At 46.5% G+C, this 26,518-nt stretch carries 24 protein-coding genes and 1 riboswitch; of the genes, 5 read left to right on the forward strand and 19 right to left on the reverse strand.

Annotated elements, in window-relative coordinates; translation table 11 throughout:
* Nucleotides 1–344 precede the first annotated feature (344 nt).
* Both mqnE and BMY78_RS27845 read left to right on the forward strand, forming a co-directional pair.
* Nucleotides 345–1,451: an aminofutalosine synthase MqnE gene (gene mqnE, locus BMY78_RS27840; protein WP_090904520.1), complete on the forward strand. Its 1,107-nt coding sequence runs from the start codon at nt 345–347 to the stop codon at nt 1,449–1,451.
* 221 nt (nt 1,452–1,672) lie between these two features.
* Nucleotides 1,673–2,734: an NAD(P)/FAD-dependent oxidoreductase gene (locus tag BMY78_RS27845; RefSeq protein WP_076290910.1), complete on the forward strand. Its 1,062-nt coding sequence runs from the start codon at nt 1,673–1,675 to the stop codon at nt 2,732–2,734.
* Here the strand turns inward: BMY78_RS27845 and BMY78_RS27850 are convergent.
* On the reverse strand, nt 2,731–2,985 hold the full coding sequence (locus BMY78_RS27850) for a YuzB family protein (RefSeq protein WP_063566116.1): 255 nt from the start codon (nt 2,983–2,985) through the stop codon (nt 2,731–2,733). The two genes, BMY78_RS27845 and BMY78_RS27850, sit on opposite strands and share 4 nt — an antisense overlap.
* An 81-nt stretch (nt 2,986–3,066) precedes the next feature.
* Between BMY78_RS27850 and BMY78_RS27855 the strand changes: the two genes are divergently transcribed.
* A complete protein-coding gene (locus BMY78_RS27855; RefSeq protein WP_062324083.1) occupies nt 3,067–3,312 on the forward strand; it encodes a NifU family protein in 246 nt (81 codons plus the stop codon).
* 68 nt (nt 3,313–3,380) lie between these two features.
* Here the strand turns inward: BMY78_RS27855 and BMY78_RS27860 are convergent, their stop codons facing one another.
* Entirely contained in the window at nt 3,381–4,160 is a 780-nt protein-coding gene (locus BMY78_RS27860; protein ID WP_090904521.1) for an SDR family oxidoreductase, read from the reverse strand.
* Nucleotides 4,161–4,484: 324 nt separating this feature from the next.
* Between BMY78_RS27860 and BMY78_RS27865 the strand changes: the two genes are divergently transcribed.
* Nucleotides 4,485–5,489 (forward strand): DUF2167 domain-containing protein, encoded by a 1,005-nt coding sequence (locus tag BMY78_RS27865; protein WP_090904522.1) that lies wholly within the window; start codon nt 4,485–4,487, stop codon nt 5,487–5,489.
* Between the two features lie 168 nt (nt 5,490–5,657).
* Here the strand turns inward: BMY78_RS27865 and BMY78_RS27870 are convergent, their stop codons facing one another.
* The 6 genes from BMY78_RS27870 to BMY78_RS27895 all read right to left on the reverse strand — a co-directional run bounded on the left by BMY78_RS27870 (nt 5,658) and on the right by BMY78_RS27895 (nt 11,192).
* Nucleotides 5,658–6,494, reverse strand: a complete 837-nt coding sequence (locus tag BMY78_RS27870) for a MetQ/NlpA family ABC transporter substrate-binding protein (protein WP_072735490.1) — start codon at nt 6,492–6,494, stop codon at nt 5,658–5,660.
* A 79-nt stretch (nt 6,495–6,573) separates the two neighbouring features.
* Nucleotides 6,574–7,233 (reverse strand): methionine ABC transporter permease, encoded by a 660-nt coding sequence (locus BMY78_RS27875; protein ID WP_090904523.1) that lies wholly within the window; start codon nt 7,231–7,233, stop codon nt 6,574–6,576.
* Nucleotides 7,234–8,268, reverse strand: coding sequence for a methionine ABC transporter ATP-binding protein (locus tag BMY78_RS27880; protein WP_090904524.1), 1,035 nt, complete (start codon nt 8,266–8,268; stop codon nt 7,234–7,236). It lies immediately after the preceding gene.
* Between the two features lie 127 nt (nt 8,269–8,395).
* A riboswitch (SAM riboswitch) is annotated at nt 8,396–8,537 on the reverse strand.
* A gap of 131 nt (nt 8,538–8,668) precedes the next feature.
* Nucleotides 8,669–9,397 carry a Cthe_2314 family HEPN domain-containing protein gene (locus BMY78_RS27885; RefSeq protein WP_090904525.1) on the reverse strand — a complete coding sequence of 243 codons (729 nt, stop codon included), beginning with the start codon at nt 9,395–9,397 and terminating at the stop codon, nt 8,669–8,671.
* Nucleotides 9,398–9,613: 216 nt separating this feature from the next.
* A complete protein-coding gene (locus BMY78_RS27890) occupies nt 9,614–10,552 on the reverse strand; it encodes a COX15/CtaA family protein (protein WP_063566122.1) in 939 nt (312 codons plus the stop codon).
* Nucleotides 10,553–10,847: 295 nt separating this feature from the next.
* Complete coding sequence (locus tag BMY78_RS27895; RefSeq protein WP_076290917.1) at nt 10,848–11,192, reverse strand: thioredoxin family protein; 345 nt, start codon at nt 11,190–11,192, stop codon at nt 10,848–10,850.
* A 143-nt stretch (nt 11,193–11,335) separates the two neighbouring features.
* On the opposite strand from BMY78_RS27895, the gene BMY78_RS27900 reads away from it, so the two are divergent.
* The gene (locus tag BMY78_RS27900; protein ID WP_090904526.1) at nt 11,336–12,616 is read left to right on the forward strand and encodes a DUF2515 family protein; all 1,281 of its coding nucleotides are present in this window, start codon (nt 11,336–11,338) and stop codon (nt 12,614–12,616) included.
* A gap of 151 nt (nt 12,617–12,767) precedes the next feature.
* Here the strand turns inward: BMY78_RS27900 and BMY78_RS27905 are convergent, their stop codons facing one another.
* The 11 genes from BMY78_RS27905 to BMY78_RS27960 form a co-directional block, all read right to left on the reverse strand.
* On the reverse strand, nt 12,768–14,396 hold the full coding sequence (locus BMY78_RS27905; protein ID WP_090904527.1) for a putative polysaccharide biosynthesis protein: 1,629 nt from the start codon (nt 14,394–14,396) through the stop codon (nt 12,768–12,770).
* A 60-nt stretch (nt 14,397–14,456) separates the two neighbouring features.
* Nucleotides 14,457–14,897, reverse strand: coding sequence for a DUF456 domain-containing protein (locus tag BMY78_RS27910; RefSeq protein WP_090904586.1), 441 nt, complete (start codon nt 14,895–14,897; stop codon nt 14,457–14,459).
* Nucleotides 14,898–14,951: 54 nt separating this feature from the next.
* On the reverse strand, nt 14,952–15,701 hold the full coding sequence (locus BMY78_RS27915) for a Cof-type HAD-IIB family hydrolase (RefSeq protein WP_090904528.1): 750 nt from the start codon (nt 15,699–15,701) through the stop codon (nt 14,952–14,954).
* Between the two features lie 672 nt (nt 15,702–16,373).
* On the reverse strand, nt 16,374–17,246 hold the full coding sequence (locus tag BMY78_RS27925) for a metal ABC transporter permease (RefSeq protein WP_090904530.1): 873 nt from the start codon (nt 17,244–17,246) through the stop codon (nt 16,374–16,376).
* Nucleotides 17,246–18,205: a metal ABC transporter permease gene (locus BMY78_RS27930; protein WP_090904531.1), complete on the reverse strand. Its 960-nt coding sequence runs from the start codon at nt 18,203–18,205 to the stop codon at nt 17,246–17,248. The genes BMY78_RS27925 and BMY78_RS27930 overlap by 1 nt, the downstream gene beginning before the upstream one ends.
* Before the next feature lie 3 nt (nt 18,206–18,208).
* Entirely contained in the window at nt 18,209–19,030 is an 822-nt protein-coding gene (locus tag BMY78_RS27935) for a metal ABC transporter ATP-binding protein (protein WP_256222487.1), read from the reverse strand.
* 32 nt (nt 19,031–19,062) lie between these two features.
* On the reverse strand, nt 19,063–20,046 hold the full coding sequence (locus BMY78_RS27940; RefSeq protein ID WP_371129199.1) for a metal ABC transporter solute-binding protein, Zn/Mn family: 984 nt from the start codon (nt 20,044–20,046) through the stop codon (nt 19,063–19,065).
* A gap of 204 nt (nt 20,047–20,250) precedes the next feature.
* Nucleotides 20,251–22,230, reverse strand: coding sequence for a peptidoglycan D,D-transpeptidase FtsI family protein (locus tag BMY78_RS27945; RefSeq protein ID WP_090904532.1), 1,980 nt, complete (start codon nt 22,228–22,230; stop codon nt 20,251–20,253).
* A 367-nt stretch (nt 22,231–22,597) separates the two neighbouring features.
* On the reverse strand, nt 22,598–24,622 hold the full coding sequence (locus BMY78_RS27950; protein ID WP_090904533.1) for a peptidoglycan D,D-transpeptidase FtsI family protein: 2,025 nt from the start codon (nt 24,620–24,622) through the stop codon (nt 22,598–22,600).
* Between the two features lie 105 nt (nt 24,623–24,727).
* Entirely contained in the window at nt 24,728–25,825 is a 1,098-nt protein-coding gene (locus BMY78_RS27955) for a transglutaminase domain-containing protein (RefSeq protein ID WP_371129201.1), read from the reverse strand.
* 69 nt (nt 25,826–25,894) lie between these two features.
* Nucleotides 25,895–26,350 (reverse strand): ATPase, encoded by a 456-nt coding sequence (locus BMY78_RS27960; RefSeq protein WP_090904588.1) that lies wholly within the window; start codon nt 26,348–26,350, stop codon nt 25,895–25,897.
* Between the last annotated feature and the right edge of the window lie 168 nt (nt 26,351–26,518).

Raw genomic sequence — 26,518 nt, forward strand, 5'->3', positions numbered from 1 at the left:
CTCCTTTTTCTTCCCAGTGTATTGAACCCCCGGGACACGAGGTTTATAATGAGTAGGTGATCGCTTTGAAATGTCGATATTTTGTCATGACTTATTCGAGTGTTGATCATATATAGAGTTGTAATTTTTTTCACATTTCGAGACTGTTCGCAGTCCCCAATGCATATAGAGTCACAAGACTCATTTTGATGAAAAATTTGCTTTACGTACGCAGCGAAGGCTGCACCGGGTAAATAAGAGTTAGTCCATAATAAGAAGCGGCAGATGACCGCATCTTTTCTATGTAGTTCTGTAAGTAAGTCCTACACACAACTCGATTCCGGTTAAGAATAGGAGGATACAACATGTCTACATTGGTAACACCGTTCACAGACAAAAGAATGGCTGAAATCATTGAGAAAGTGCAGAACGGCGTAAGGCTGACCGTAGAAGACGGCGTTTATCTGTATGAATCGGATGATCTGCTGACTTTGGGCCAACTGGCCAATGAGGCCAACCTGCGTAAGAATGGCAAGAAAGTTTATTTTATTGAAAACATGAGCCTTTATTTTACTAACGTATGTGAAGCTCACTGCGCTTTCTGTAACTTCCGCAAAGATCAGGGCGAAGAAGGCTCTTACACGTTGTCCGGTCAGGAAATGATTGATTACGTAGAACAGCATATTCACCCAGGTGTACGCGAGTTCCATATTGTAGGCGGACATAACAACCATGTTCCTTTTCAATATTATGTCGATTCCTTGCGTGCTTTAAACGAGAAATATCCGGACGTTACGCTGAAAGCCTACACAGCGGCCGAGATTGATTTCTTCACTCGCATCAGCGGACTGAGCATCAAGGAAGTACTACAAGAACTGCAAAAAGCAGGTCTGAAATCACTGACTGGTGGCGGCGCTGAGATCCTGTCCGATGAATACCGCAAAAAAATGCGCGTAAACAAAGCGAACGTTGACCGTTATCTGGAAGTGCACCGTACTGCTCATCATCTGGGCATGCGCACCCATACCACGATGCTTTATGGATCCATTGAGTCCTATGAAGATCGTGTCAACCATATGGTACAGATTCGTGAATTGCAAGATGAAACCAACGGATTTATGGTCTTTATCCCGCTTTCCATGCAGCCGAAAAGCAAAAACGCCAGCATCATGCGTCGTAACTCTGCATACGAGGATCTCAAAACGATTGCGATCAGCCGTCTGATGCTGGATAACATTGATCATATCAAAGCCTACTTCATCAACATTGGTCCACAGCTGACTCAAGTCGCTCTGGGATTCGGCGCTTCGGATGCACACGGCACAATCGTTCGCGAACGGATTAGTCATGCAGCAGGTGCACTAACGCCTGAAGGACTTACCCGCAAAGAGCTTATTTGGTTAATTAAGGGTGCTGGACGCATTCCGGTAGAACGTGATACGTTCTACAATGAAATTCAAGTGTACGAATAACATGTAGCATGAGCATCATTCCCATAAGCGACTTTCATTCTACCCGGGAGCGTTTGGCATGGAGTGGTGCAGATTGCTGAAGCATATCTGTAATTTTAAATGCCTATTTTCAATTATTTCAAATCCAGATTAAAAAAACAGGAGCAGCTATGTTATTGCATAGCTGCTCCACAGGTTACAGCCCCGTTCACACGGGACTGATGCAGAAAGGAAGCCGAGTCATGAAAAATTTCGTCATTCTCGGAGGCGGCTACGGTGGCCTCACGATCATCAAGGAACTTCTGGAAGGCAAGATCCCGTCAGATACACAAATCGTGTTGGTGGACCGCAGTCCCTTCCAAGGATTGAAAACTGAATATTACGCACTCGCCGCAGGGACCGTATCCGATTATGACCTGCGTATCCAATTTCCAGTTAGTGACAAAGTCACTTATCGTTACGGAGAAGTAACTTCGATCGACTTGGAACAGCGTCAGATTGAATTTGAAGGCCAGGACCCGTTGGAGTATGACAAGCTCGTAATTGGACTTGGATGTACAGACCGATTCCACAATACGCCGGGAGCCGAGGAATATAGCTGTACAATTCAAAGCTTCAGCAAAACACGGGAAACCTACCTTCGTCTTAACGAAGTTAAAGCTTATGGTAATGTGCATATCGTCGGCGGTGGATTGAGCGGCGTCGAGATGGCTGCCGAGCTTCGTGAGAGCAGACCGGACCTGAACATCAGCATCCTGGACCGTGGTGAACGTGTATTATCCGCTTTTCCGCAGCGCTTGTCTGCTTATGTTCATGAATGGTTCGGCGAACATCAGGTCGAGACACGTGGGCATATTGCCATTTCCCGACTTGAACCAAACGCCATTTTCAACCGAGATGAAGAAATTCTAACGGATGCGGTAGTCTGGACTGCCGGAATTCAGCCCGTAAAAGTCGTACAGGATCTCGATGTGACCAAGGATCCACAAGGTCGTGTCGTACTGAACGAATATTATCAAATTCCGGAATATACCGATGTCTATGTAGTAGGTGATTGCGCCAGCGTGCCTTATGCACCAAGCGGTCAGGCTGCCGAAGTACAGGGTGAACAAATCGCCCATATTCAGCATGCCCTCTGGAAAGGCGAAAAGCCCAATCCGCAGCCGCTCAAGCTTCGTGGCACACTCGGTGCACTCGGCAAGAAGGCTGGATTTGGGCTGATGGGCAAGACGTCCATGATGGGACGTGTGCCACGTATTTTAAAAAGCGGCGTGCTCTGGATGTCCAAGCGTCATCTCGGTTAATCGAGATCCAACTCATCCCAGGCATCGGCTTCGGCAATTTTGGCCAAAATGGCGTTATATAAATCCTCCACTTTATCAGTGATGACTAACTCGCCATTCACCAGTGCAAATGGAGTCATGTAACATTGGCCGCAATTGCTGAGGCAGCCGTATTCTATCACATCATAGTCTGGATTTTCTTCCAGTTGATCCATGACTTCATCTGTGCCAAAATGCATATTATTGGCACAAAATTCAATAATCGGTCTCATGTAGGTTCACCTGCTTTGTTTGACCATTTTAATTTATGGCCATTTGTAATATAATATAGTGAGGAAAGGAGTTGAAAAAAAATGAGCGAAAACGCACAAAGCACCATGTATGATGAGGTATCTGACGTGCTTGACAAACTTCGTCCGTTCCTGCAACGCGATGGCGGTGACGTGGAACTGGTCGACGTAGAGGATGGCATCGTTAAGCTGAAACTGGTCGGTGCCTGCGGCAGCTGCCCAAGCTCCACCATTACCTTAAAAGCCGGGATTGAACGTGCCCTTCTTGAAGAAGTTGACGGTGTCGAAGAAGTCGTACAAGTATTCTAATCAATCCTTCACGAAATAAACCTCAAGAGCCTTTCGCTTCACCTGAAGCGGAGGGCTCTTTTTTTGTGCTATGCATCCTCACGCTGTATGTTAGGACGAATCGGATCAAGTCCTCCAGATACATCCATAATGTTACCGGTTATAAAATCGGAATGATCCAGACACAGATAAGTAATCACCCGCGCAATATCTTCACCGCTTCCAGGACGTCCTCTCGGCGTTTCCTCGTCGGTTATACCTGCCATCTCATCAATCGTTTTCTCTTTGTTAGCACCGCGAATATCACCTGGACAGACCATATTAACCGTAATGCCGTAGGGAGCTTCCTCCACAGCAAGTGTCTTTGTAAATGAAACCAGACCTACCTTCGCAGCTGCATAAACCGCCCGATGAGGCCATGACCTCGCTTCTCCCGCATGACTGAAGCCAAAGTGGATAATTCGTCCCCACTGCTTGCGCCGCATCTCCGGCAATACACGCTGATCCAGCAACATCGGTCCAAGCAGGTTTCCTTGCACAAGCATCTGAACCTCATCTACGGAATACTCGGCAAACAGTCGACGTTCACGGACAAAAGGACCCGCGTTGTTCACGAGAATATCAATGCTGCCCAGTTTCTCTTCAACCGTTGCAACCAGCATGGTGATCTCTTCTGTCTTGGAAATATCGGCCTGGACGGCAATACACCGCACACCCTTGGCTACGATCTGAGCCTCTAACGCCTCAGCTTCCGTACGACTATGTACGTAATTCAGCGCAATATGGCAACCCTGATCCGCCAGACTGAGGGCCGTCATTTTACCAAGACCTTTGGCACTTCCCGTTATGAGGGCAATCTTTCCCTTCACGTTCATCCCCCTCTTCAAAGAGCAGTCACTCATCCAGTATAAAAGATTTATCATCCCCCCACAACTCGCGTTTCCCACCAATCTGTACCATTTGCAAAAGAGTGTAAATTAAGGACTAAATACTCAGCTTTCAAACAACTAAAATAAAATGAATTAGGTCTTTCGGAGTAAAATTTACCCTTTATCTCCAGAATTCCCTTGTCTGGTCCGGATGCCTATGTTAATGTCGATAAGTCCTTATTTTCTTATGAATATAACGACACAATACATATGTTCATGTAAATGACAACATTGCATGACACCTTCGAAAGGAATATAGCGTAAATGAAAAGATGGTTAGCCTCTCTACTCACAATTTTGCTTATCGCCTCATTTCAAGGTCCATTCTCGACCACAGTATCTGCAGAAAGTGAAAGCAATAGCTCCACCGAAGATTATCAATGGATTGACGGGCCTTCAAACGTAGTACTTGATAACAAAGCAACATTAACCGTAGCCGAAAACCTATCCTATCTCGATGCAGCTAACACCCAAAGGTTTCTGGAGGACACCGACTCCTTCCCCAATGGAACGGAAATTGGAAGTATCTATGGCGCCGGCGAAAACTCTAACTGGTATGTGATCTTTGAATATAACGATACCGGTCATGTCGACGACAGTGAGAAAGACGATCTGGACGCCGATGAACTGCTCGATAGCTACAAAAGAGGAACAGAAGAACAAAATGAGAAAACATCACCCGAAAATCAGCTGTTTATCACTGGGTGGGAGATTGAGCCCGCCTATGACAGCACCAAACATCAATTGATCTATTCTCTTGGCCTTGAGGATGCAGAGCGGGAAAAACTCGTCAATTACAATGTGAATGTACTCACCCGCGAGGGATACATCGGTGTTATCCTTGTTACGGATAGTGCCAATTTTGAAGAAAACCGTAAACAGTTTGAAAGCTCCGTGCTTAACCAACTCAACGTGACCAAAGGAAACACCTATGAAGAGTTTGATGCATCGATAGACAAAAAATCAGAACTCGGCCTGACCAGTCTGATTCTCGGTGGTGCTGGTGTAGCTGTAGCTAAGAAAGTTGGATTATTGCTTTTGCTCAAAAAAGGATGGTTTGTCATCGTGGCCGCTATTGTTGGTGCATTCGGATGGATTCGTCGCAAGCTGACCGGCCGCAAAAAGGATGCTGACCCAGAAGATCAGAGTTCGCTTTCTCCTGCTGAAGAAGCTTACCAACAGCATGCTGCTGGACAGGAGTCCACACATTCTGATAGCCAACAGACAGATGGACGTTCGGATACTGATCCGAATCCGAATAAACATTAAAGCTTATAAGTAACGTACTTAAAGTGCTCTTACATCGAAGCACTCTTTAATATGATGTACACAACAAAAAGCCCCGTATTCTCCATAAAGAGAATGCAGGGCTTTCTTTAGTAGTTCCATAACATGTGGAGCCGAGTATACAATGTATTTTCAGCTTAATCGTTCAGCTTAAAACGCAGGTTCTACAGCACCTTGATAACGATCTTTGATGAATGTTTTAACTTCTTCGGAATGCAGAGCTGCAGCCAGTTTTTGGATAGCATCTGCATCTTTGTTATCTTCACGAGATACGAGGATGTTTGCATAAGGGTTACCTTGCAGGTCCTCAATCAACAGCGCATCCTTCTCTGGGTTCAGATTGGCTTCCAGCGCGTAGTTGGCGTTGATGAATACCAGGTCTGCTTCATCCAGTTGACGAGGCATCATGGCTGCATCCAGCTCGATGATATTCAGGTTTTTCGGATTAGCTGTAATATCCTGAATCGTAGAAGTGATATTTGTGTTGTCTTTCAGCGTGATAAGTCCTTCTTTTGCAAGCAACAACAGTCCACGACCGCCGTTTGATGGGTCATTAGGAATGGCTACTTTTGCGCCGTCTTTCAACTCATCCAATGATTTAATTTTTTTGGAATAGCCAGCAAATGGCTCAACATGCACAGGTGTTACAGCAACGAGGTGGAAACCACGTTCTTTGTTCTCTGTATCCAGGTAAGGCTGGTGTTGGAAAAAGTTCGCATCCAGTTGTTTATCTTCAAGCTGTTGGTTAGGTTGAACATAATCATTGAAAGTCACGATTTGCAAGCGAATGCCTTCAGCTTCAAGTTCAGGCTTGATGCTTTCCAAAATTTCAGCATGTGGTGTTGGTGATGCTCCCACTTTCAATTCTACGGTGCGCGGTGCGCCTCCAGCATTGTCAGCGCCGCTGTCGGAATCCTTGTTGTTTCCGCAAGCCGCAAGAACCGCGATCAGCATAATGCTAAGTAGAGCAAAAGACCATTTTTTCATGTGTAAAACCCCTTCTCCAATAAATTTTTTTGCATTTTGCACCAAGTCGATACCGAATCAGGCAAATGCTATATATGTGTTATTTCCTGGTGAACCATTTAACCAAACGATCGCCAGCCATCTGAAGCACTTGCACCAGAATGACCATAAATACAACGGATATAATCATAATTTCATACTGATAACGGAAGTATCCATAGTTGATTGCCAATGTTCCCAGACCTCCACCACCAACCATTCCCGCCATCGCCGTGTAGGAAACAAGGGTAACGATTGTAATGGTGATCCCGGCTAACAGACCCGGCAATGCCTCTGGCAGAAGTACGCGCCGTACAATCTGTCCGGTTGAAGCGCCCATCGCCTGTGCCGCTTCAATGACGCCACGATCCACTTCACGCAGTGTAGTTTCCACCAATCGGGCAAAGTATGGAGCTGCGGCAATGACGAGCGGTGGTATGACACCCAGCACTCCTGTAGCTGTGCCGACCAGTGAACGCGTAAACGGAATGAGTGCAACAATCAAAATGATAAATGGCACTGAGCGCAGAATGTTTACAATGAACGATAATATCGTGTACACCACTTGGGACTGGATCGAAGCCGACCTTGCCGTCATAAACAGCAATACGCCTAGCGGCAGACCAATGATGATCGTGAACAAGCCCGATGCTCCCAGGATTTGCAGTGTTTCAATCGAAGCCTTACCGATTTCTTCCCAACGTACCGTTGAAAAATCCATTTAACGAAGCACCTCCACATCAAGTCCCTGATCCACTAACTCTTTAATGGTGAGATTAATCTCATCTGACTGTCCCTCGAACCGAACGGTCAGCTGTCCATAGGGAACTTGTTTGATGGTTGAAATGGTGCCTTGCAAAATGGCGAAATCCACTCCTGTTTTACGAACCGTTCTGGACAAAATCGCCTCATAGGTTTTATTGCCCAGGAAGGATATTTTCACAAGCTTAGAAGCTCCGTTCGTCTGTAATGAGACATCTGCACTCGCCAGAGCGGTCTCTTCCAATGCAATTCCAACCTCATGGTCCCGCATCATAAAGTCACGCGTAATGGCATGCTGTGGCTTGAGGAATACTTCCGTTACCGGCCCTTGCTCCACGATGCCTCCCTGATGGATAACCGCCACCTGATCACAGATATTCTGGATCACGTGCATCTCATGGGTGATTAGCACAATCGTGAGGTTGTACTTTTCATTGATATCCAGCAATAACTTCAGAATCGAATCGGTTGTCTGGGGATCAAGTGCCGATGTGGCCTCATCACACAACAGCACGTTCGGATCACTCGCGAGTGCTCTCGCAATACCGACCCTTTGCTTCTGTCCGCCTGACAGCTGGGCCGGATATTTATTGCTGTGGTCCTCCAGCCCAACCAATGCGAGCATTTCCTTCACTTTCCGATCAATGGCAGCCTTGGGCGTATTAACGAGCTTCAAAGGAAAAGCCACATTATCATATACCGTAGCTGAGGATAACAGATTAAAGTGTTGAAAAATCATGCCGATCTTACGCCGTTGTTGTTGCAAATCGGACTTATTGAGATCGGTTAGGTTGATACCATCAACCCAAACCTCGCCTGCCGTGGGGCGTTCGAGCAAATTGATACAACGGATCAATGTACTCTTGCCTGCACCGGAATGACCGATAACTCCAAATATTTCACCCTTGCGGATATTCAAATTTAGTTCCGATAAGGCCGTCGTACTTTTTGAACCTTTACCGTACGTCTTGGTTAAACCTTTTAATTCAATCAAAATTACTGCTCCTTCCCACTGCCTACATGTATCTTTACCCGAATGAAAGGAAAACTCCCCTTCATCGTACAAAAAAAGAGCCCCTTTTGCAGAAACAAAAAGGGCTCTTCACGTGAAAGATTATACCTTCTCATCTGCCAAAATCGTGCCCTGCACCATTTTGTAGGAATTAGCACCTAACATCTATAAAGTATGACACAGCTGTCATGCCGTTATAAATCGGTTGCCGGGCTTCATCGGGCCTGTCCCTCCGCCGCTCTCGATAAGAAATATTTAATTTATAAGTTCAGTAGTAGTTATAATGTTAATGTCATAAATGTTAATTCCATCTAACTGTCAATCAGGAACTCAGTATAATCCAAGTATTCCGATTTGTCAAAGGCAAATATTACAATTCAAATCACTTTGGCGGTTGAGCCACTCCCTGCTTATGCCACTTCTTGTTGATGTAGCCGTACGCTGCTTTTAACGTCTTACATACCATGTCTACGCCCTCGCGGAGTTCCAAAAGATGCTGATCCAGGTCCTCCAGCTTCACTTTCCCCTGCAAAGTTTGGTGTAGCTGCCACAGATCATCCTGCATTTCGGAATTCATGTAATGAATCTCCATGTTTCGTAGTTTACGTAATTTGCTCATTGGCTCACGGTAGGAATCTTTAATCTGGATGAGTTCGTTGGCAAGAACATAATGCTGCTTGTCATATCCGAACTGTCTTAATACGGTAAAGTAAGAATAATGTGTTTTAACATTGGTTGTGTTCAGCTCAAACATTTCATTCAACACTGTACCTAACTTATCCAGAATGGCAAAACATCGGATGAAGCCATCCTTATAGAAATAGACGTAACGGGCATACTCCGCTTTTTCTGGTAACGTCATATCATCCGTAGAGCCCGCTTTGACTTTCTGACGGAAATGGGAAGCTGCAAAACAACTTTGCTCCAGTTCATCCAGCGAAGAGATCAATCCCTGGGTCCATATATACAGTTTACGAAAATCATGGGTAGGATCATGGTCCACATGCATCTGTCGCTGAAATAGCTCAAGTGTATCCGCCATCGCTTCCATCGCGTCCTTTAGTATGCCTTCGTTCTTACGTGGCTTTTCACCCAGCAACGTTCGCAGCATATATAGCCTCCTCTTTCCACTCTGCAGATCATCAAATTAATAATAATTCATCATATTAAACAAAATCGGAGTCAGAGTAAACGTATGACCGCTGCTTACAATAGGGTGCCCTGACACGCCTGACATCAAACAAAGTTCACCTGTCCAATGATGTACATCATCGGATGGTGAACTTCACTGGATTCATCCCCTGAACTACAATAATTCGGATATAGATTAGAACCGGTTAACGGGCCGATGCAGCTTGTACACCAGGAAACTCATATAAGTTAATACGCCGAACAAAATGGCAATATCCAGCATATGCGCCAGCGCCACGAACATATACACTTCCGGACGGTTCATCGTGAGCATCAGTCCAAAACCAATGACCACTTGCAATAAAACCAGTACAACAGAAATGACGCCGAGCGCTCTTAATTCCGTGTTATCCGGATGTTTGCGATACGCAAAATGGCCGAGAATTGCAATGACGATTACTAATGAAACAGCCGCCACCCGGTGAGCAAAAGCAACAGCTACGCCTCCCGAGAGCTCAGGAATAATCTGCCCGTTACAGAGCGGAAAGCCTGAACAGCCTCCAGCAGAATCCGTATGGCTCACAAATGCTCCAGTATATACCACGAGGTACGTATAGATCGTGGAAAACCATACCAGATTTCGGAACCCTTTGCTGACTCGCGGATATCGATTCAGTCGTTCCAATCCACCATGGCGAGCCTCCTGCCGAATACCAAGCGCCATCATCAAGGAGCTGGCAAAAGCGATTAAGGCAAACCCGAAATGCAGTGCCATGACTGCGGAAGATTGGGAGAATACGACGGCAAAAGCCCCCATGATTCCCTGGACAATCACAAATATCAGCGTTAACAATGAAAACAACTGCAGATCACGGCGTGATTTGCCAAACCGCAAAAATGCTACAAAAGAGGCTATGGACAACAGTCCTGCCAGTGCGCTAACGGCGCGATGGGAAAATTCAATAAGTGAGGCAACAGTGTGTGCAGGCACAAGTTTTCCGTTACATAAAGGCCATTCTGCACCGCAGCCGAGGCCCGATTCCGTTCGGGTTACAACGCCTCCGCCAAATGTGGCCAGAAACATGACAAGACAGGTTAATACGGTTAACCATTTAAACAAGGTTAAGTGCTTCAATTTTTTTCTCACCCGCTGTTGGTTTAAGATGGCGAAGAACTACATCCTCCGCTTGATTCGGTACTTTGACACTTATTTCACAACTAAATTCATTATACCGGATAAATGTGTCATTGACGCCCGCGCTTTGTGACAAAATGTTAACGTCTGTCGAAAAGTTGACCCTCCATTGATCAAGGCTATGTACGTCATTAGCTTCCCCGAAAAATGTTAAAAATACAAACGCCACTTCCCTATTTCAAGAGAAATGGCGTTCCTTTAATTATAACCTTTAACATGGTGAACCTGTCATGCTTTATTTATGAATCGTGTTATACACCTCAACTGCACGCTGCAGGAATTGCTCAATCTCTTCTCTCGACTTGCGCAGTTTGTTCACATAACGAACGAGTTCCCGGCCATCCGTGTAAGCTACAAAGCTGGGGATACCCAGAATATTTTGCTCTTCGCTCACTGTACCCACCTGATCTACGTCGACCTCAATCAACTTCAGCTCACGAGCAAACTTCTCTTCAACTTCAGGCATAAACGGATCGATGTACTTGCAATCACCACACCAATCTGCCTTAAATACAGCTACAGTCAAACGCGGAGATTGGATTGCCACATCAAATTCCGGTTTCGATGTAATCTTTTCCATCACAACATCTTCCTTTCTATACCTTGTCTTATCCTCTTAGTGAAGCAAATTGCGGAGTGGAAGTCAAATATTCGGCGCATACTGATATCAACAGCTTGTTAAACTAAAACAATAATCAGATTATCAGGAAAGGAGGTCATGTCATGACTTCCGTTAAAACGGATTCCTCCGAATCTGCCCATCACGGATCGATATTACAGATGGTCCGGTCCATCCCAGGTGCCGCCCGTGAAGTATGGAGGGGTAAACAGGCGGCTTGGCAGGCCTCTGCACAGCTTCGTCATCCTTTGCGTGATATGGCTTGGGACTCTGACATGGCTGCTAGCTTACAAGCTGATGTGGAGCGCCTATTGCCTGGAAACGAAAGTTCTTTTGCCCGAAATACGCTCAGTGCACTGGTCTGTGAAGAGGACTGCATTATTCTGGAAGAGATCAAAACATTAACGCAGGAAAACAACCGGAGTAACATCACTCGCACAGCAGCATACCTGGAATGTTACGAACAGTATCCAGAGCTGCATTGGGCCCTGCTGGCGCATATGGTATCCCGCAACGGCGGATATCACATGACCGATCTTCAGAGTGACCTTATGCATAATCTGCAAAATCAAACAGACCGTGAGCACATGTATCGACTACTGGAGCGATGCAATGCCCTCATTTTCCAGGATGCTTATCCCCAGCTTCTGTTATATATGAATAGCCGGCGGATCGGCCGGAGCTGTTTCCATTTGTTGTCCCATTTTCATGTATCGGCGTTCATGACGCCATTTTGGGAACGATTTTGGCTGGAGCGATGCAGCTCGCTGCTTAGTGTGGCCTTAATTATTAATGAGCAGAACTATATTGAGAGCCGGGTCGTGCAGCATCCCTATTTTCAAAAACAAGTGCTGTCCAAACCCGCATTTCATCTGCATAATCTGGCTGGGCTGAATCATATCGTATTTCCACTCGGACGGGAAAAAGGTCTTGCAGGCCGGGTTATTGAACATTTTGGCAAGCTGGATGAGCGGATAATGTTTGGCAAGGGCTTATATGCGATGCTGTTTGGCGTGGAACAAGTGTACACACAAGTATTGGAGTTTGCACGCTCGGTTCCCCACCGTGGCTCACGTGCTGAATACTGGCCTGGTCTGTTCACCGCACATAAAGATGAAGCCGGAGAAGCTGAGCTCTACAGCCAGGAGCTGCTGGATCAAGAATGGTTAGCGGAAGGACAACGGTTATATAGTCCTGAATTGCTGGCTGTATGGGGTGATACGCCGTATGAACCAATTACAAGGCAGGACTGGCTGCAAAATCGCGATTGCCTCGGTCATCTCACGATCCCGCGCCGCCCCTGGCTGTTCGAAATGAGTCATGAACATCGGTATGGCATGCTGAAAACTGCATTGGCCCATGATGCCAAAACCTTAACGCATTAAGGATAGAGCCTTACCAGGGAATGTCTAGAAGTCTATAATGGACTACCTTTATATAGATTTTACAAAAAAGCCCTGTCCGCTATGAAAGCAGACAGAGCTTGTACTTATTTTTCAACAAATATAACGAAGTGTGTATTGTGTGTTAAATCGATTATCCACGTTGCCCGGCTCCACGTTGTAGACGCATAAGTGGGCGGAGTATTTTTTGCAAAATACGAGGGTAACTGCCCAGCTCGTCTTGTCGAAGTACACGTAGAACAACCATGAGCACCAGGTACACGACAACCACAAGCGCCCCCACAAACAGACAGGTCACAAGGTAAGATACACGTGCTGGCAGGAATAGATCAAAGATGGAGTTGCCAGCCCAGTTCGCCGCAAAACCAACACCTGCTGCAAGCAGTACGGTAATGATAAATCCTTTCCAGCGATCACCCATGATCGAGAAATCAACAATTTTTCGAAGTACCCGCAGATTGAGGTACGTAATAACCAGGAAACACAATGCTGTCGCAATAATGATGCCGTAGATGCCAAAAATCGGAGCCAGGATTAAACTCGCTATGAGTTTGACCACAATACCCGCAGCTACACTGATCATTGTAATCCGTGGTTTACCTACCCCAAGCAAAATGGAGTTGGTGGTCATCATTGTAATTTGGAAAATGGTACCAAACGTCAGCAATGTAATGATCGGTGTTCCGTCTGGGCTGGTAAACAGCAAACCATTAACGGAATATGCCGCCGCACATAGAGCGATAACGATTGGCATTCCTGTCAGAATCGAAATGCGCAAAGCAAGCGTCACCTGATTTTTCAGATGAACTTCATCCTTGCGTGCAAAAGCTGCCGAAATGACGGGCACAAGCGACTGACTCAGTGCGATAGCCAGAATCGGAGGAATGCCTGCAATACTTTGGGCCTTGGCACCGAGAATGGCAAGTACTCCTGTCGCTTCTTCCAGTCCGATTCGTCCACTAAGCAGCGGAACTACCAGCGATGAATCGATAAAGTTAATCGCCGGAACAGCGAGTGAAGATAATACGATTGGAATCGAAAGTTTAAATATATCACTGTAGATGCCCCGCATGGGCAATTGCTCCGCACGCTCGTAATTCAATTGCGCCGCACGGTCATTTTTGCGAAGCTTCAAGGTGAAGTACAACATGACAGCAAAAGCGCCAATACTTCCGAATACGCCCCCAAATGAAGCCCCTGCCGCAATGGTTTGATCATCATAATTCCATTGCAGCATCACAAACGCCACGATAATCGCTGTACCTACACGTGCAAACTGCTCCACAATCTGTGAAATGCCGCCTGCTGTCATATTGCCGCGACCCTGGAAATATCCACGCATCATTGCGATGGCTGGGAAGAGCAGCAGCGCTGGTGCCAAGGCCCGAATGGCGCTCACCGATTCCGGTACTTTGGATACGTACGTCGCATAATAAGGTGCTGCGAACCACAATAAAGCAGACATGATTACCCCGGCTACAGCCGCAAAGATCAGGGCTGCACGGTAGATTTGTTGTGCTTCACCTGCGCGCCCCAGCGCATATCGTTCTGACACCATTTTACTCAGTGTACTTGGTATGCCTGCTGTAGCTACAGTTAATAGCATTAAATATACCGTATTGGAGATGGTAAACGATGCGTTACCGATATCGCCGAGGATATGCTCCAGCGGCACCCGTTGAACCAATCCGAGTACCCTCGCAATCAGCGCAGCTGCCGCCAAGATGAGCGTACCCCTAATGAATGTTTCCTTCTTAGACAAGCCAATTCCCCTTCTTTCCCCCACACCGACGTGCATCCAGATGAAGCCGTTCCCTAACGTCTATGCGAATCTTACCACCCAGATAATAAACAGAACAATCATGACGATTTGCAAAATAATTTTCATAACGGTGCTAGTAAATAGCCCCACCACGGAACCAAATCCGACTTTAGAAGCTTTCGCAGGTGAAGACCCTCCGATCAGTTCCCCGATAAACGCACCGATAAATGGCCCCAGTACGAGTCCGAAGGCCGGAATGACGAATGGGCCAATGATGACACCAATTGTACTGAGAGTCGTCGATAATTTGGAACCGCCGAATTTTTTCACACCCCAGGCACTGACGACATAATCAGCCACAAACAGCACCACTACGATCAAAATCTGAATAATCCAGAACCATACACCAAACGGATCAAAGCTGAAGAACCAGCCATAGACCAGAAACGCGAAGAAAATCGCTATAGCACCAGGCAGTATGGGATATACCGTTCCAGCCATCCCCACCGCAAACAGCAGTACAATTAAAATCCAGCCAACGGTTGCGAGCAAAGGTTATTCCCCCTTCAAAATATAATCACGGATGACTTCGACAATGCCATCTTCGTTGTTGCTCGCTACGATCAGGTCAGCCGCTTCCTTCACCTGCTCCTGCGCGTTGCCCATGGCAACACCAAGACCCACAGCTTCAATAACAGCCAGATCATTCAAGCTGTCTCCAACAGCAACCACTTCGGACATCTCTATGCCCAGCAGCTTGCAGACTTCAGCTACACCGCTAGCTTTGGATACTCCACCAGGGTTAATCTCAATATTAACAGGTGAGGAGTTCGTCATTTGCAAGCCGCCCATTTGCTGCAGCTCCATCATAATCTGGTGACGCACTTCATCCACTTCAGTATTGAATCCGAATTTCAGCCATTCCAGACCTTCAATATTGTCCGTCCAGCGATCACGGTTGAACAGCTCTTCCACGGAGTATGCCCAGTACCAGCTATTATATTTTTCGCCAATCTCCTGCATTTTGCGGATCAATGCCGGGTCCATCAGATGACGCATGTGCAGATCATGCGGAGCTTTCCAGACTTCACTGCCATTGACCGTTATCATCGGGGTCTCAAGCCCAAGCTGTACCGCATAAGGCATCGCATGAAAAACAGCTCTTCCTGTCGAAAGGCACACATGCACTCCTCGACGAATGGCAATCTGAATCCATTTGGCGGTTTCCTGTGTGATTTCATGATTATCGTTAAGCAGCGTTCCATCCATATCCAATGCAAGCAATTTGTATTTTAGTTCACTCATGCCGTATTTCCTCCTCAGTTGTCTCTCTCCAAGTTGAACTCATGGATATACATCTAGACACTAAGTGGCCAGAAAACCTTTCGATCGCTGTTATCTTTGATTTTATATATTTCCTTTATAGCTACAACATTGGTATTCCTAAGGGTCTGCAGGGTGAACGTTACGGGGACGGATCGTCTTCCGATCGCTGTTGTATCCAAATTTTCTTGAACCAACTTTCTAATAGTTGTAATTTGGATACAAAGGCGAACGCTTCGCTTCTTCAGATCGATTCCGTTCCCTCCACTACGCCTGTTATTTATAAAACCCAATATACCTGTTTGGAAAAACAAAATTTATAAAACCAAGTAATCGCTTCTTCAGGTCCCTTCTGTCCACTCCGTTTTCCAATGTATCTCCAGTTCAACTTATATGCTCTTTATATCTATTCAACATACTCTCACAAAAAGATCGCCCGGCATCCGCGTAGGCGGATGCTCCGGACGTCACAGCTAACGACATTTTACCACAGATCGTCTGCCTGCAACAAAGTAACCCGCGAAGCGGGCGAACCTTTGCAACATAGTAACAGGCGACTGTCCCAATTCGTGTAAAAGTCTGGTATAAGATAAAACTTACCTGTATCCATGAAAAAACCGCCTGCAATGCAGGCGGCTGCTACTTTTTTATCCATTAACGTGCCGCGAATTTGCGACGAGCATAACGGAAGACAATACCATGCTTTGGAGACAGCAGCAGGGCCAGAACAAACAGAATTCCTGCTACGGCTACCATGCAACCTGCAATGGAAGCATCCAGCGCATAAGCCATGATGTAACCTCCAACCGAGGAAGCCGCTCCTACGAGCACGCTGTACAGAATCATTTTGCCCAATCGATCCGTGAGTAAGTACGCCGTCGCTGCAGGTACAATCAGCATGCCTACCACGAGGATGGACCCTACACTTTCAAATGAAGCCACCGATGTCATGGAAACGAGCCCCATAAGCAGATAGTGGAACAGTACCACCGGAATGCCACAAGCCGCAGCCAACGCCGGATCAAAAGCACACAACTTGAACTGCTTGTAGAACAAACCGATGACAAGGAGGATGACCAGCAAGGTGATGCCCAGCATCCAGACCGCCCTTGGGCCTACATCCGTCCCTCCAAGCGTTAGGGTATCCCACTGGACATAGGCGATCTCACCGAACAGCACGCAGTCCAGATCCAGATCGATATGCTGTGCATTCAGACTGATCAGAATGACACCCACTGCGAAGAGTGCCGTAAACACTATTCCGATGGAAGCATCCGATGATAGTCCACCAGCCTGCAAGCTTTGAATGAAGAACACCGTCAGTAATCCAAATACCGTTGCGCCGAGCAGCATCCATAACGAATCACGTGAGCCGCTCCACAGGAAAGCAATCGCAATACCCGGAAGAACGGCATGACTTATCGCATCACCAACCAGAGCCATCCGCCTTAATATGAGAAAACAGCCAAGAATGGCGCAGGCGGAGGATACCAAAATGGCCGTTAATATAATCCAAAACGTTGCCATTATAACTCACCCCGTTCCTGCTGTGCCCGCTGTGCAGAGAGTGTCTGGAGCGTGGCATGCTCTTCTCTCAAATAAGCGGATTTAGCCTGTATACTTCGCAAGCGCCGTGCCAGCAGTCCACGTCGTGGAGCAAGCAATGCGGAACCCGCAAATAGCACTGTCGCTGCCAGTACCGTTACAGGCCCTGTCGGCAGATTAGGCACCAAGGTACTGAAGATTGTACCTGTCGCACCGCTCAGTGCTCCAAATATGCCGGCCAACAGTACCATAAGCGAGAGCGAGTCCGTCCAGCAGCGAGCTGCTGCCGCAGGGGTCACCAGCAAAGCGGCGACAAGCACCACACCTACCGCCTGAATTCCTGCAACAACCGCAATAACGGTCAACAGCAGAATCAGTTGTTCCAGCATGCCAACGGGCAGTCCCATGCCGCGTGCGAATCCCGGGTCAAAACTCACCAGCTTGAATTCCTTGAACCATGCCAGACAAGCGATCAATAATACAACACAGACACCGCCCATAACATACACATCCGTCATCACCATGGATGCGGCCTGACCAAACAAATATTTATCCAGTCCACTCTGACTTCCGCTTGCACCATGCTGAATCCGGGTAAGCATCACTACGCCAATACCGAAAAATACAGTCAGCACAATCCCCATCGCCGCATCCTGCTTGATCCGGGAATACCGTGTGATCCACGAAATACCGAAGGTTGCAATGATTCCAGCCACGAGCGCACCGAACAGAAATAATCCTACTGATTTGGTTTCAGTCAACATAAACGCGATACAAATTCCTGGCAGAGCTGCATGAGCCAGCGTATCTCCCATGAGACTCTGACGACGCAAAAATGTGAAAGAGCCAATAATTCCACTACTGAATCCGAGTAACAAGCAGCCAAGCAATATCCAGCGTGTATTGGGATCGGACAAGATGGCTACTATCCAGTTCCACATGCACTACACCTGGCCTTTCTCCGACCGGCTTCCAATCATCGCGATCCGGCCTCCGTACGTTTCTTGCAAAGTATCTGGTACAAATACTTCATTCGTGGGTCCACCTGCAACCAGCCGTCCATTAAGCAGTAACACATGGTCGAAATATTCCTCCACTGTCGCCAGATCATGGTGAACAACCAGTACGGTCTTTCCTTGCTTCTTCAACTGTTCCAACAGTGAAATGATAGCTTTTTCCGTTGTGGCATCCACACCTGCAAACGGCTCATCCATAAAGTACAATTCCGCATCCTGTACCAGTGCCCGTGCCAGAAAGACACGCTGCTGCTGTCCGCCGGACAGCTGACTGATCTGGCGGTACATATAATCACCCATGCCCACTTGCTCCAGGCAGTGAGCTGCCAGATCCCGTTCTTTTTTGCCTGGACGGCGGAACCAGCCCAGATGTCCATAACGCCCCATCATGACAACATCAAGTGCGTGAGTCGGGAAATCCCAATCAACAGATTCACGCTGTGGTACGTAGCCGATGCGGCGACGCTGTTCTCGGTAGGACTGGCCAAAAATTTTAACCTCGCCGTGCATTTTGGGCACTAGTCCCAGAACGGCTTTAATCAAGGTGGATTTCCCAGCCCCGTTTGGACCAAGGATACCAATCAGCTGACCTTCCGGGATATCAAAAGATACCCCACTGAGCACCGGCTTTTTATGGTAAGCCACCGCCAGATCCCGCACACTAAGCGGAGCTGATGTAGGCTGTGTTCCCTTCAGATGGTTGGCATTGGGCTGTAGTTGAGATTTTTCGGATAAAATGGCATCGCTCATGCTCTTTCCACTCCTCTCTTTTATATCGTTTATCATTTTAATGCTTCTACAATTGTCTGAGTGTTATGGCGGATCATACCGATATACGTTCCTTCTTCTGTTCCCTCAGCACCCATCGCATCCGAGAACAGTTCGCCACCAATGCTTACGGTATGTCCTTTTTCGGCTGCCCCGGCAATAATCGCTTCCATCGCTTTTGCCGGTACGCTGGATTCTACAAATACCGCTTTGATATTGTTTTCTACAAGGTAATCCCGCAACTCACTGACATCCCTCGCACCATACTCTGCTGCTGTACTGATTCCTTGAAGCCCCATTACTTTCATGTCATAAGCTTGGCCGAAGTATCCAAAGGCATCATGCGCCGTGACCAATACACGGCTGGCTTCCGGAATCTCCTGGATTTTTTCCCGCACCTCGGAATCCAATGCCTCCAGTTTCATTAAATATTGCTCTGCCTGGGTCTTGTACTCTTCTGCATGTTCCGGGTCTGCTTCCACGAGTGTATCGCGCACCGCCTCTGCGGCATGCATCCAGTGGCTGACGTCAAACCAGACATGTGGATCGTATTCCGTTCCGCCTGTATCTTTTCCTGAACGCAATTCCTCCACCGGAATGTTCTCCGAGACAGCCGTTACTATTTTGCTCTTGGACATTTTCTCCAAGATGTCTGTCATTTTGCCTTCAAGATGCAATCCGTTATAGAAAATGACCTTTGCTTGCTCCAGCTTCCGAATATCTCCCTGCGAAGCCTTGTACAAGTGAGGATCAACCCCTGGGCCCATCAGCCCGGTCACATCAACATATGCCCCGCCGACCTCACGTGCTACATCCGCAATCATGCCTGTTGTGGCCGTGACTTGTACCTTCCCTTCACTGCCTCCTGTTTCCGCTGCACCTGAGCATGCTGTTAGCACGATAACCAAAACAACAGCTGCCAGCGTCATTAATCCTCTCTGTATGCTCCTCATCTTCACCATCAACAATTCCAATCGCCCCTTTCCCTCTCCTAACATAATTGTCCACGCCTAATTTTGTTGTACAAGGCATCAAAACTTATACTCGTCTAATAATGTTTCCCTTGTGCAAATTTTAGCCGATGAAAAATAAAAAGGCAAGGGATAATTTCCCCTGCCTGTCCAAATGAGTATAAGGTGATTTAATTAGCCTGTTTTCTTTTCCGCTTTCTTCTGTCCTTTTTTCTTTGAGCTGCTTCATCGCTACTCCGTATCTTTCCCCTGATCTTTCTTCCCTTTTGGAGTCCCATCGAGGCCATACACTTCATCGTAAGCATCGAAAATTTTACGTGCAATCGGAGACGCACTGACCGAGCCAAAGCCACCTTCGGGTACAACAACAGCTATAGCCAGCTTGGGATTATCCCGTGGTGCAAATGCGATAAATACACCGTTTTCCTTTTTATTCGGCCCTGTCCCCTGCTCCGAGGTTCCTGTTTTTCTCGCATAATCATAGGGGAAACCGTCAAACGAACTTACTTTGGTGACCATACCCTTATGCACTTCATTCCAGTATGCATCAGCAAAATCAACCTCGTTTAACACTTTTGGTTTGATTTTCTTGACCACATTGCCCTCGGCGTCACGGATTTCCTTCACTAAATGAGGTTCGATCCGTTTGCCCTTATTGGCAAGCATCGTGGTATATTGTGCGAGTTGAAGCGTTGTATACTTTGCTTGCTGTCCAAATGAAGCAAACGCTAACCTCGTCAAGCCTGATTCGTCATTATCACTATTGTATTCTAGTGTACCTAGATACTCTTTCGGCAAATCCACTCCTGTAGACACGCCCAAACCGAACTTTTTCATGTATTTGTCCCACACTTCCACGCCCTCGGTCGCCCCATATTTGTTATAGAGGCCCTTTCCCACCATATCAATCATAAAGGCATTGGAAGATTTCTCAATAGCCCGTCTCGCTGTAATAGAGCCGTTAAATGCCGAGTGTGAATTTCTAACCTTTCTCCCATCTTTCCCTAAAGTAGCATACCCTTGGTCATAGTAGGTTTGCCCTGTACTGAACAGACCCTCTTTCAATCCAATTAGTACACTAAGTGGCTTAATAACGGAACCCAACAAAACAACGGATTCCGTATGTTTTTTCGAATCGTCCGGTGGGAAGGAAGCCATTGTTCCGTTGCGATAAACGTACTTGATCTTGTCATAATCCCAGTCATTCGGATCATAATCAGGCATACTCGCCATAGCCACTACATTGCCTGTATCCACTTCCATGGCTACCGCATATCCCGTAACGGCGTTCGGAAGTTTACGCAATTCATCCGTTATTGCCTGCTGCGCTGCCATCTGAATTTCCTTATTGATTGTGGAGACCAGACTGTATCCCTTCTCCGGCGGAGTCTGTTGCATCGTACCCTCTGGCAAATTACGCAAATTAATATCGATCGATTGGTAGCCGCTACGCCCACGAAGCTCCTCCTGATATTGAAATTCAAGGCCATCAACTCCAACTTTTTCCTGCTGGGTATAGCGCAATCCTGGATCGCGTTCTGTTGCTTCCGATTTGCTGATTTCTCTATACTTGTCCAAGTTGTCCTGTTGGCCCTTGAACTCTCTTGTATATCCGATCACCTGAACTGCGACCCTATCGGGATCATACTTTCTTACATTTTCCTCAAGTACCATAGCACCTGGATATTCAGACTTTTTCTCCATAAAATAAGCAATTTCTTTCATGTTGAGATCCGATTTCACCAGACGAGGAGTATACCCATGTGCCTTCTGAGATTCCAGATCCAGTCGCTTCATAATTTCTTCTGCATCGGGTTGTTCTTTGTCCCCCGGATTAAACTGCTTAAACACAGCCGCCAGTTCATCAGCAAGTTCCTGCGCTTCCTGTTTGCGGTCATCATTTCGATAATCCTCATACAACAATACATAGAGAGACTGCACAGGCTCCGAATAGGCCAGTGCGACTTTACCTGTCGCATCATATATCGGCCCCCGAACAGGGGCTAGCGGAATATCTTTGGTATTACGGCTGGTTTCCATATACGCAAGTTCAGGTCCCTCGACAAATTGAACAAAGGCCAACCTGAAAATGAGGATACTGAATATCACAAACGCAGCGAAAAAAAACATATTCATTCTTACACTAGACGGCTTGTTGTTGACTGGTGTATCTTCATTGGACATTTTCTTTTTCCTCAATCGGTTAAACATGGGATAAGCCTCTCCGTTCTTATGTAAAAGTAGATTCATCTATCACGCATATTGCATCATTCGGTTCAAATAACATACCTTTCCTTCTACAAGTCTATCAAAGGTCAACTGCCATGTCCTCCAGATTTTGGTTACATTTTCGTAAACAGAAAAGATATATGGCGATTCTTTCGAAACGATGTCAATACAGACATATCGTTAATCTCTATACTTTTAAAATAAATTTTCACTCTCTTATATAAACGTGACATGCACAATGTTTGTTACATACAGATTTGCAGCAGTTTGTGGGAAAGTGGCCTCTTAGTCCTGGGCAAACGTAAAAAGGACCCTCGAAAGGGTCCCCTCTTTGAATCAAAGACTCACATTACTGTGTATCTGATTCTTTATTTTTATCTTTTTTCGGTATACCGTCCAGACCAAACTCCTCATCATACGCGTCGAAGATCGCACGTGCTACGGGAGCCGCACTGTTCGAGCCAAAGCCCCCTTCCGGGATGACCACAGCTACAGCCAGCTTCGGATTGTTACGTGGAGCGTAAGCAATAAATACCCCGTTATCCACCAACTTACCTCCGACTAACTGTGTGGATGTACCTGTTTTTCTAGCAAAGTCATAAGGGAATCCACTAAACGCCGTTACTTCGGTTGCCATGCCTCGCTGTACTTCATTCCAGTAAGCATCATTAAAATCGACTGTGCTGAGCACCTTCGGTTTCATTTTCTCAACCACATTGCCCTCTGAATCACGGAACTCACTGACTAATTGTGGCTGCATTCGTTTTCCTTTATTCGCTAGCATCGTAGCATACTGTGCCAGCTGCATCGTTGTATATTTCCCTTGTTGTCCAAAGGATGCATATACGAGCTTAGTAAGTGAGCTCTCTTCACTCTTAATGTATTCCAAGTAACCGGAATATTCATTAGGCAAATCTACTTCAGTAGGTACACCAAGTCCAAACTGCTTCATGTATTCATCCCATACGCCAATTCCCTTGGCGCCATACTTGGAGTACAGCTTCTTGCCGATTTCATCAATCATGAACACGTTGGAAGAATGACGAATCGCATCATGAGGAGTCAGCAGACCGTATACGTGACCGGAAGAGTTCTGTACTCTGCGGTTGTCGCCCCCAAATGTCGTAGATCCTCTGTCCGAATAAACGGAATTGGTCGTGAAGAAACCTTCCTTCAAACCAATTAATACACTAAGCGGTTTGATTGTGGAACCAAGCAATACAACCGATTCCGCTCGTTTATTAGAATCGTCTGGCGGGAATCCACGAATGGTACCATTTTGATAAATATATTTTATTTTATCGTAATCTTCAGTACTTATACCACCAGTTCTCCACACATTCGTGTCGTAATCCGGCATACTGGCAGCAGCAACAATCTTCCCTGTATCCACTTCCATTGCGACTGCAAAACCTGTTTTTGCATTGGGATGCAGCTTACCAGAGACCTGATGTGTATGCAGCCAGCTTAGTTGATCCAGTATCGCTTGTTCCGTTTTCACCTGAACATTTTTGTTAATGGTTGAAATCAGGTCATACCCTTTTTCGGGTGGGGTAGAGCCTGCTACACCTTCAGGCAAGTTCCGTAAATCAACGTCCACGGAGTTATAACCGCTTTTTCCCCGCAGAACATCCTGATATTGCAGTTCCAGTCCATCAAAGCCAACAAACTCATTCTCGGTATATACAAGACCTGGGTCCGTTTGCTTTTTATTGGCCTCATCAATCTCTTTGTATTTATTAAGTGTTTTGGAGCTTTTGAACTTTTTGAGATAACCAATCGTCTGAACGGCTACCGTATCCGGATCATAATAACGCACACTTTCCTCTACAATCTGAATTCCCTTGAATTCATCCTTATGCTGCAAGAAATACGCCACTTCCTCATCGGACAGATCACTCTTGATCAGACGTGGCATGAACCCGTTCGCTTTACGCGAATTGAGGTCCATGGCTTCTAAGATGTTATCGACCGTAAGGGCCTCGGAATCCTTTTTCTTATACTGCTCAAAAACATCATGCAGCCGAGTGGCGATGTCCTCCACTTCCGCTATATTCGGATTAGGATTGCCATCCACATCTCCATAATTTTTGTATAAGGTCAGGTACAAGGATTGAATCGGCTTGGAGTAAGCCAGCTTCACCTCACCCGTGGAATCATAGATGGTTCCTCTCACGGGAGCGAGCGGTACATCTTTGGTAATATTGCTCGCTTCCTCCTGACTGAGCTCAGGCCCTTCCACGAATTGCAAAAACGCCAAGCGTACAATAATAACGCTAAAAATAACAAAGGAAGCGAAGAAAAATACGTTCATCCGGTAACTGAAGCGCCGCTTGTCCGTAAGTTCGTCCTTCTCTTTTGAATGATTGTTCATTCATCCTACCTCTTTCATGACTTGATGCATACCGTCCAGACTTTACAGCCTCGGCATGATAACCTGGCAACGTCGTCATCTCCCGGACCCATGTCCGGCGTAATGTTAAGCTGATTGATCTTTCAGATGGGTATCGGCAAAGTTAGGAGGATTGAACCAATCGCCACTGATTGCCCAAGTAGGGTCAAGCGGAACCCAGCTTTCCGAATCACTCAAATATATTTCATTCCAGGCATGCGGACCATATCCACCCTGCCCGTTATAACCAAGACCTGTAACCACTTTGACTTCCAGCCCCTGTGAACGAGCCATAACCGCATATAGACGAGCGTAATCGATACATACGCCTTGACGTGTATCAAATGTATTCTGTGGCGTCTGCTCGTGCCATATGCCCTTTTGCTCATAGTCATCCACTTTGCCATAGTCATATTGAATGCGAGAACCTACCCAGTCATATAATGCCCTGGCTTTGGCTTCATCTGTCGTTTGACCTTTCACAATTTCTTTTGCCGCAGATTCAATATCCGCCGGAATGTTATGGTCAATGACTTCATATTTGCGTTGCAGGATCGCGCCAAGTTCCTTTTGCACGGCTTGCGTAAATACAGGCAGCTTGTCTTTGATGAAAGTACCTGATAATGGCTCTATAACCGATTTGGCCCCTTGCATATAAATGGGCGAAGCCTCTACATAGCGACTAAACATGCTGCCCGGATAGAGACTGACAATCATGAACAACACGGCAATCACAATCATCCCGCGGACGGAGCCAATAACTGTACCAATCACAGCACCCGTAAAGCGGCTGAAAAATCCTTTTGGTCTGCTCTCTTGCTCTGCTGCACTGTATCTTCTGCTGAAAATAAGGGAAGAGAGCAATCCGAGAACCAATCGGATGAAGCCATAACTAATTACAAACAACACGGCAAACCGCATCAGCGGAAAATCAGCAATGGCCGTAATCAGTGTATAATACATCTGCTCCCATCGGTTCAATTCACGGTTCGGCATGTCTGCCGCATGCACAGACAACCATTGCTGAACATATGGCGCAAGCCATAAGGTTAAACCGATGGATAACAGAATACCAATGACCGCCATAATGCCATCCATGAGGAATCCAAAGAGTCTTCCTGCCGAACGCGAAGCACCTCTGGACCACCCTTGAAGCAATGAAGCGGCCACAATCAGCAGCAGCATAATCGTTATGCCGTTGAATTCTTTCAGACTATCCAGCCAACTTTGCAGCACGTATCTATTCCTCCTTTACTACGAAGACGGTGCTGTTCCGTTCTCCTGTGCCTGTTTGACAAAAGTTCGTATCGTTTCATTGTCGACCTTCCATTCACCCACTGAGATCCCCCGGAATGTAACATCGACTTTATCCGAATTCGTTCTACCCTTAATCTCCACATTGGGGCTTGTGATGGTAAATGCTCCATCCTGTCCCTTGGTGTATGTTGCTTTGGAAGCTTCTTTGAGCATCATACTGGTCGCTTCCTTCTTCAATGTGTCCATCGTACTCGATTGAACGTCTGTAACTGTCTGTTTGATCTGATCAATGGAGATGCCGCTGTATATCAGTAGAGCCGCAATAATGATGATGGCAATCGCCCATTTCAATACGGTTTTGACCACGTTCAGAACAAAGAACAAAATGATCAACGCAACCACAATCACCAGCCAGTTCTGCATCACAAACTCTTTAATTACTTCTATGTTCATGACTACACCTTCCGTATTAGAGTTGATTATTAACACTTCCCGAATATTATACATGATTTCCGAAGCTGCTGTCAGCTAAGCCCTCCTATGTAAAAATAAACGGTCTAAGTTCGTCCCGCCGGGCGTACAAGTAGTACCATGAGGTTCTGTCCAAGGAACGGGGAACAC

It is taken from the genome of Paenibacillus sp. OK076 (assembly GCF_900110055.1).
In the GTDB taxonomy this organism is placed as follows: domain Bacteria; phylum Bacillota; class Bacilli; order Paenibacillales; family Paenibacillaceae; genus Paenibacillus.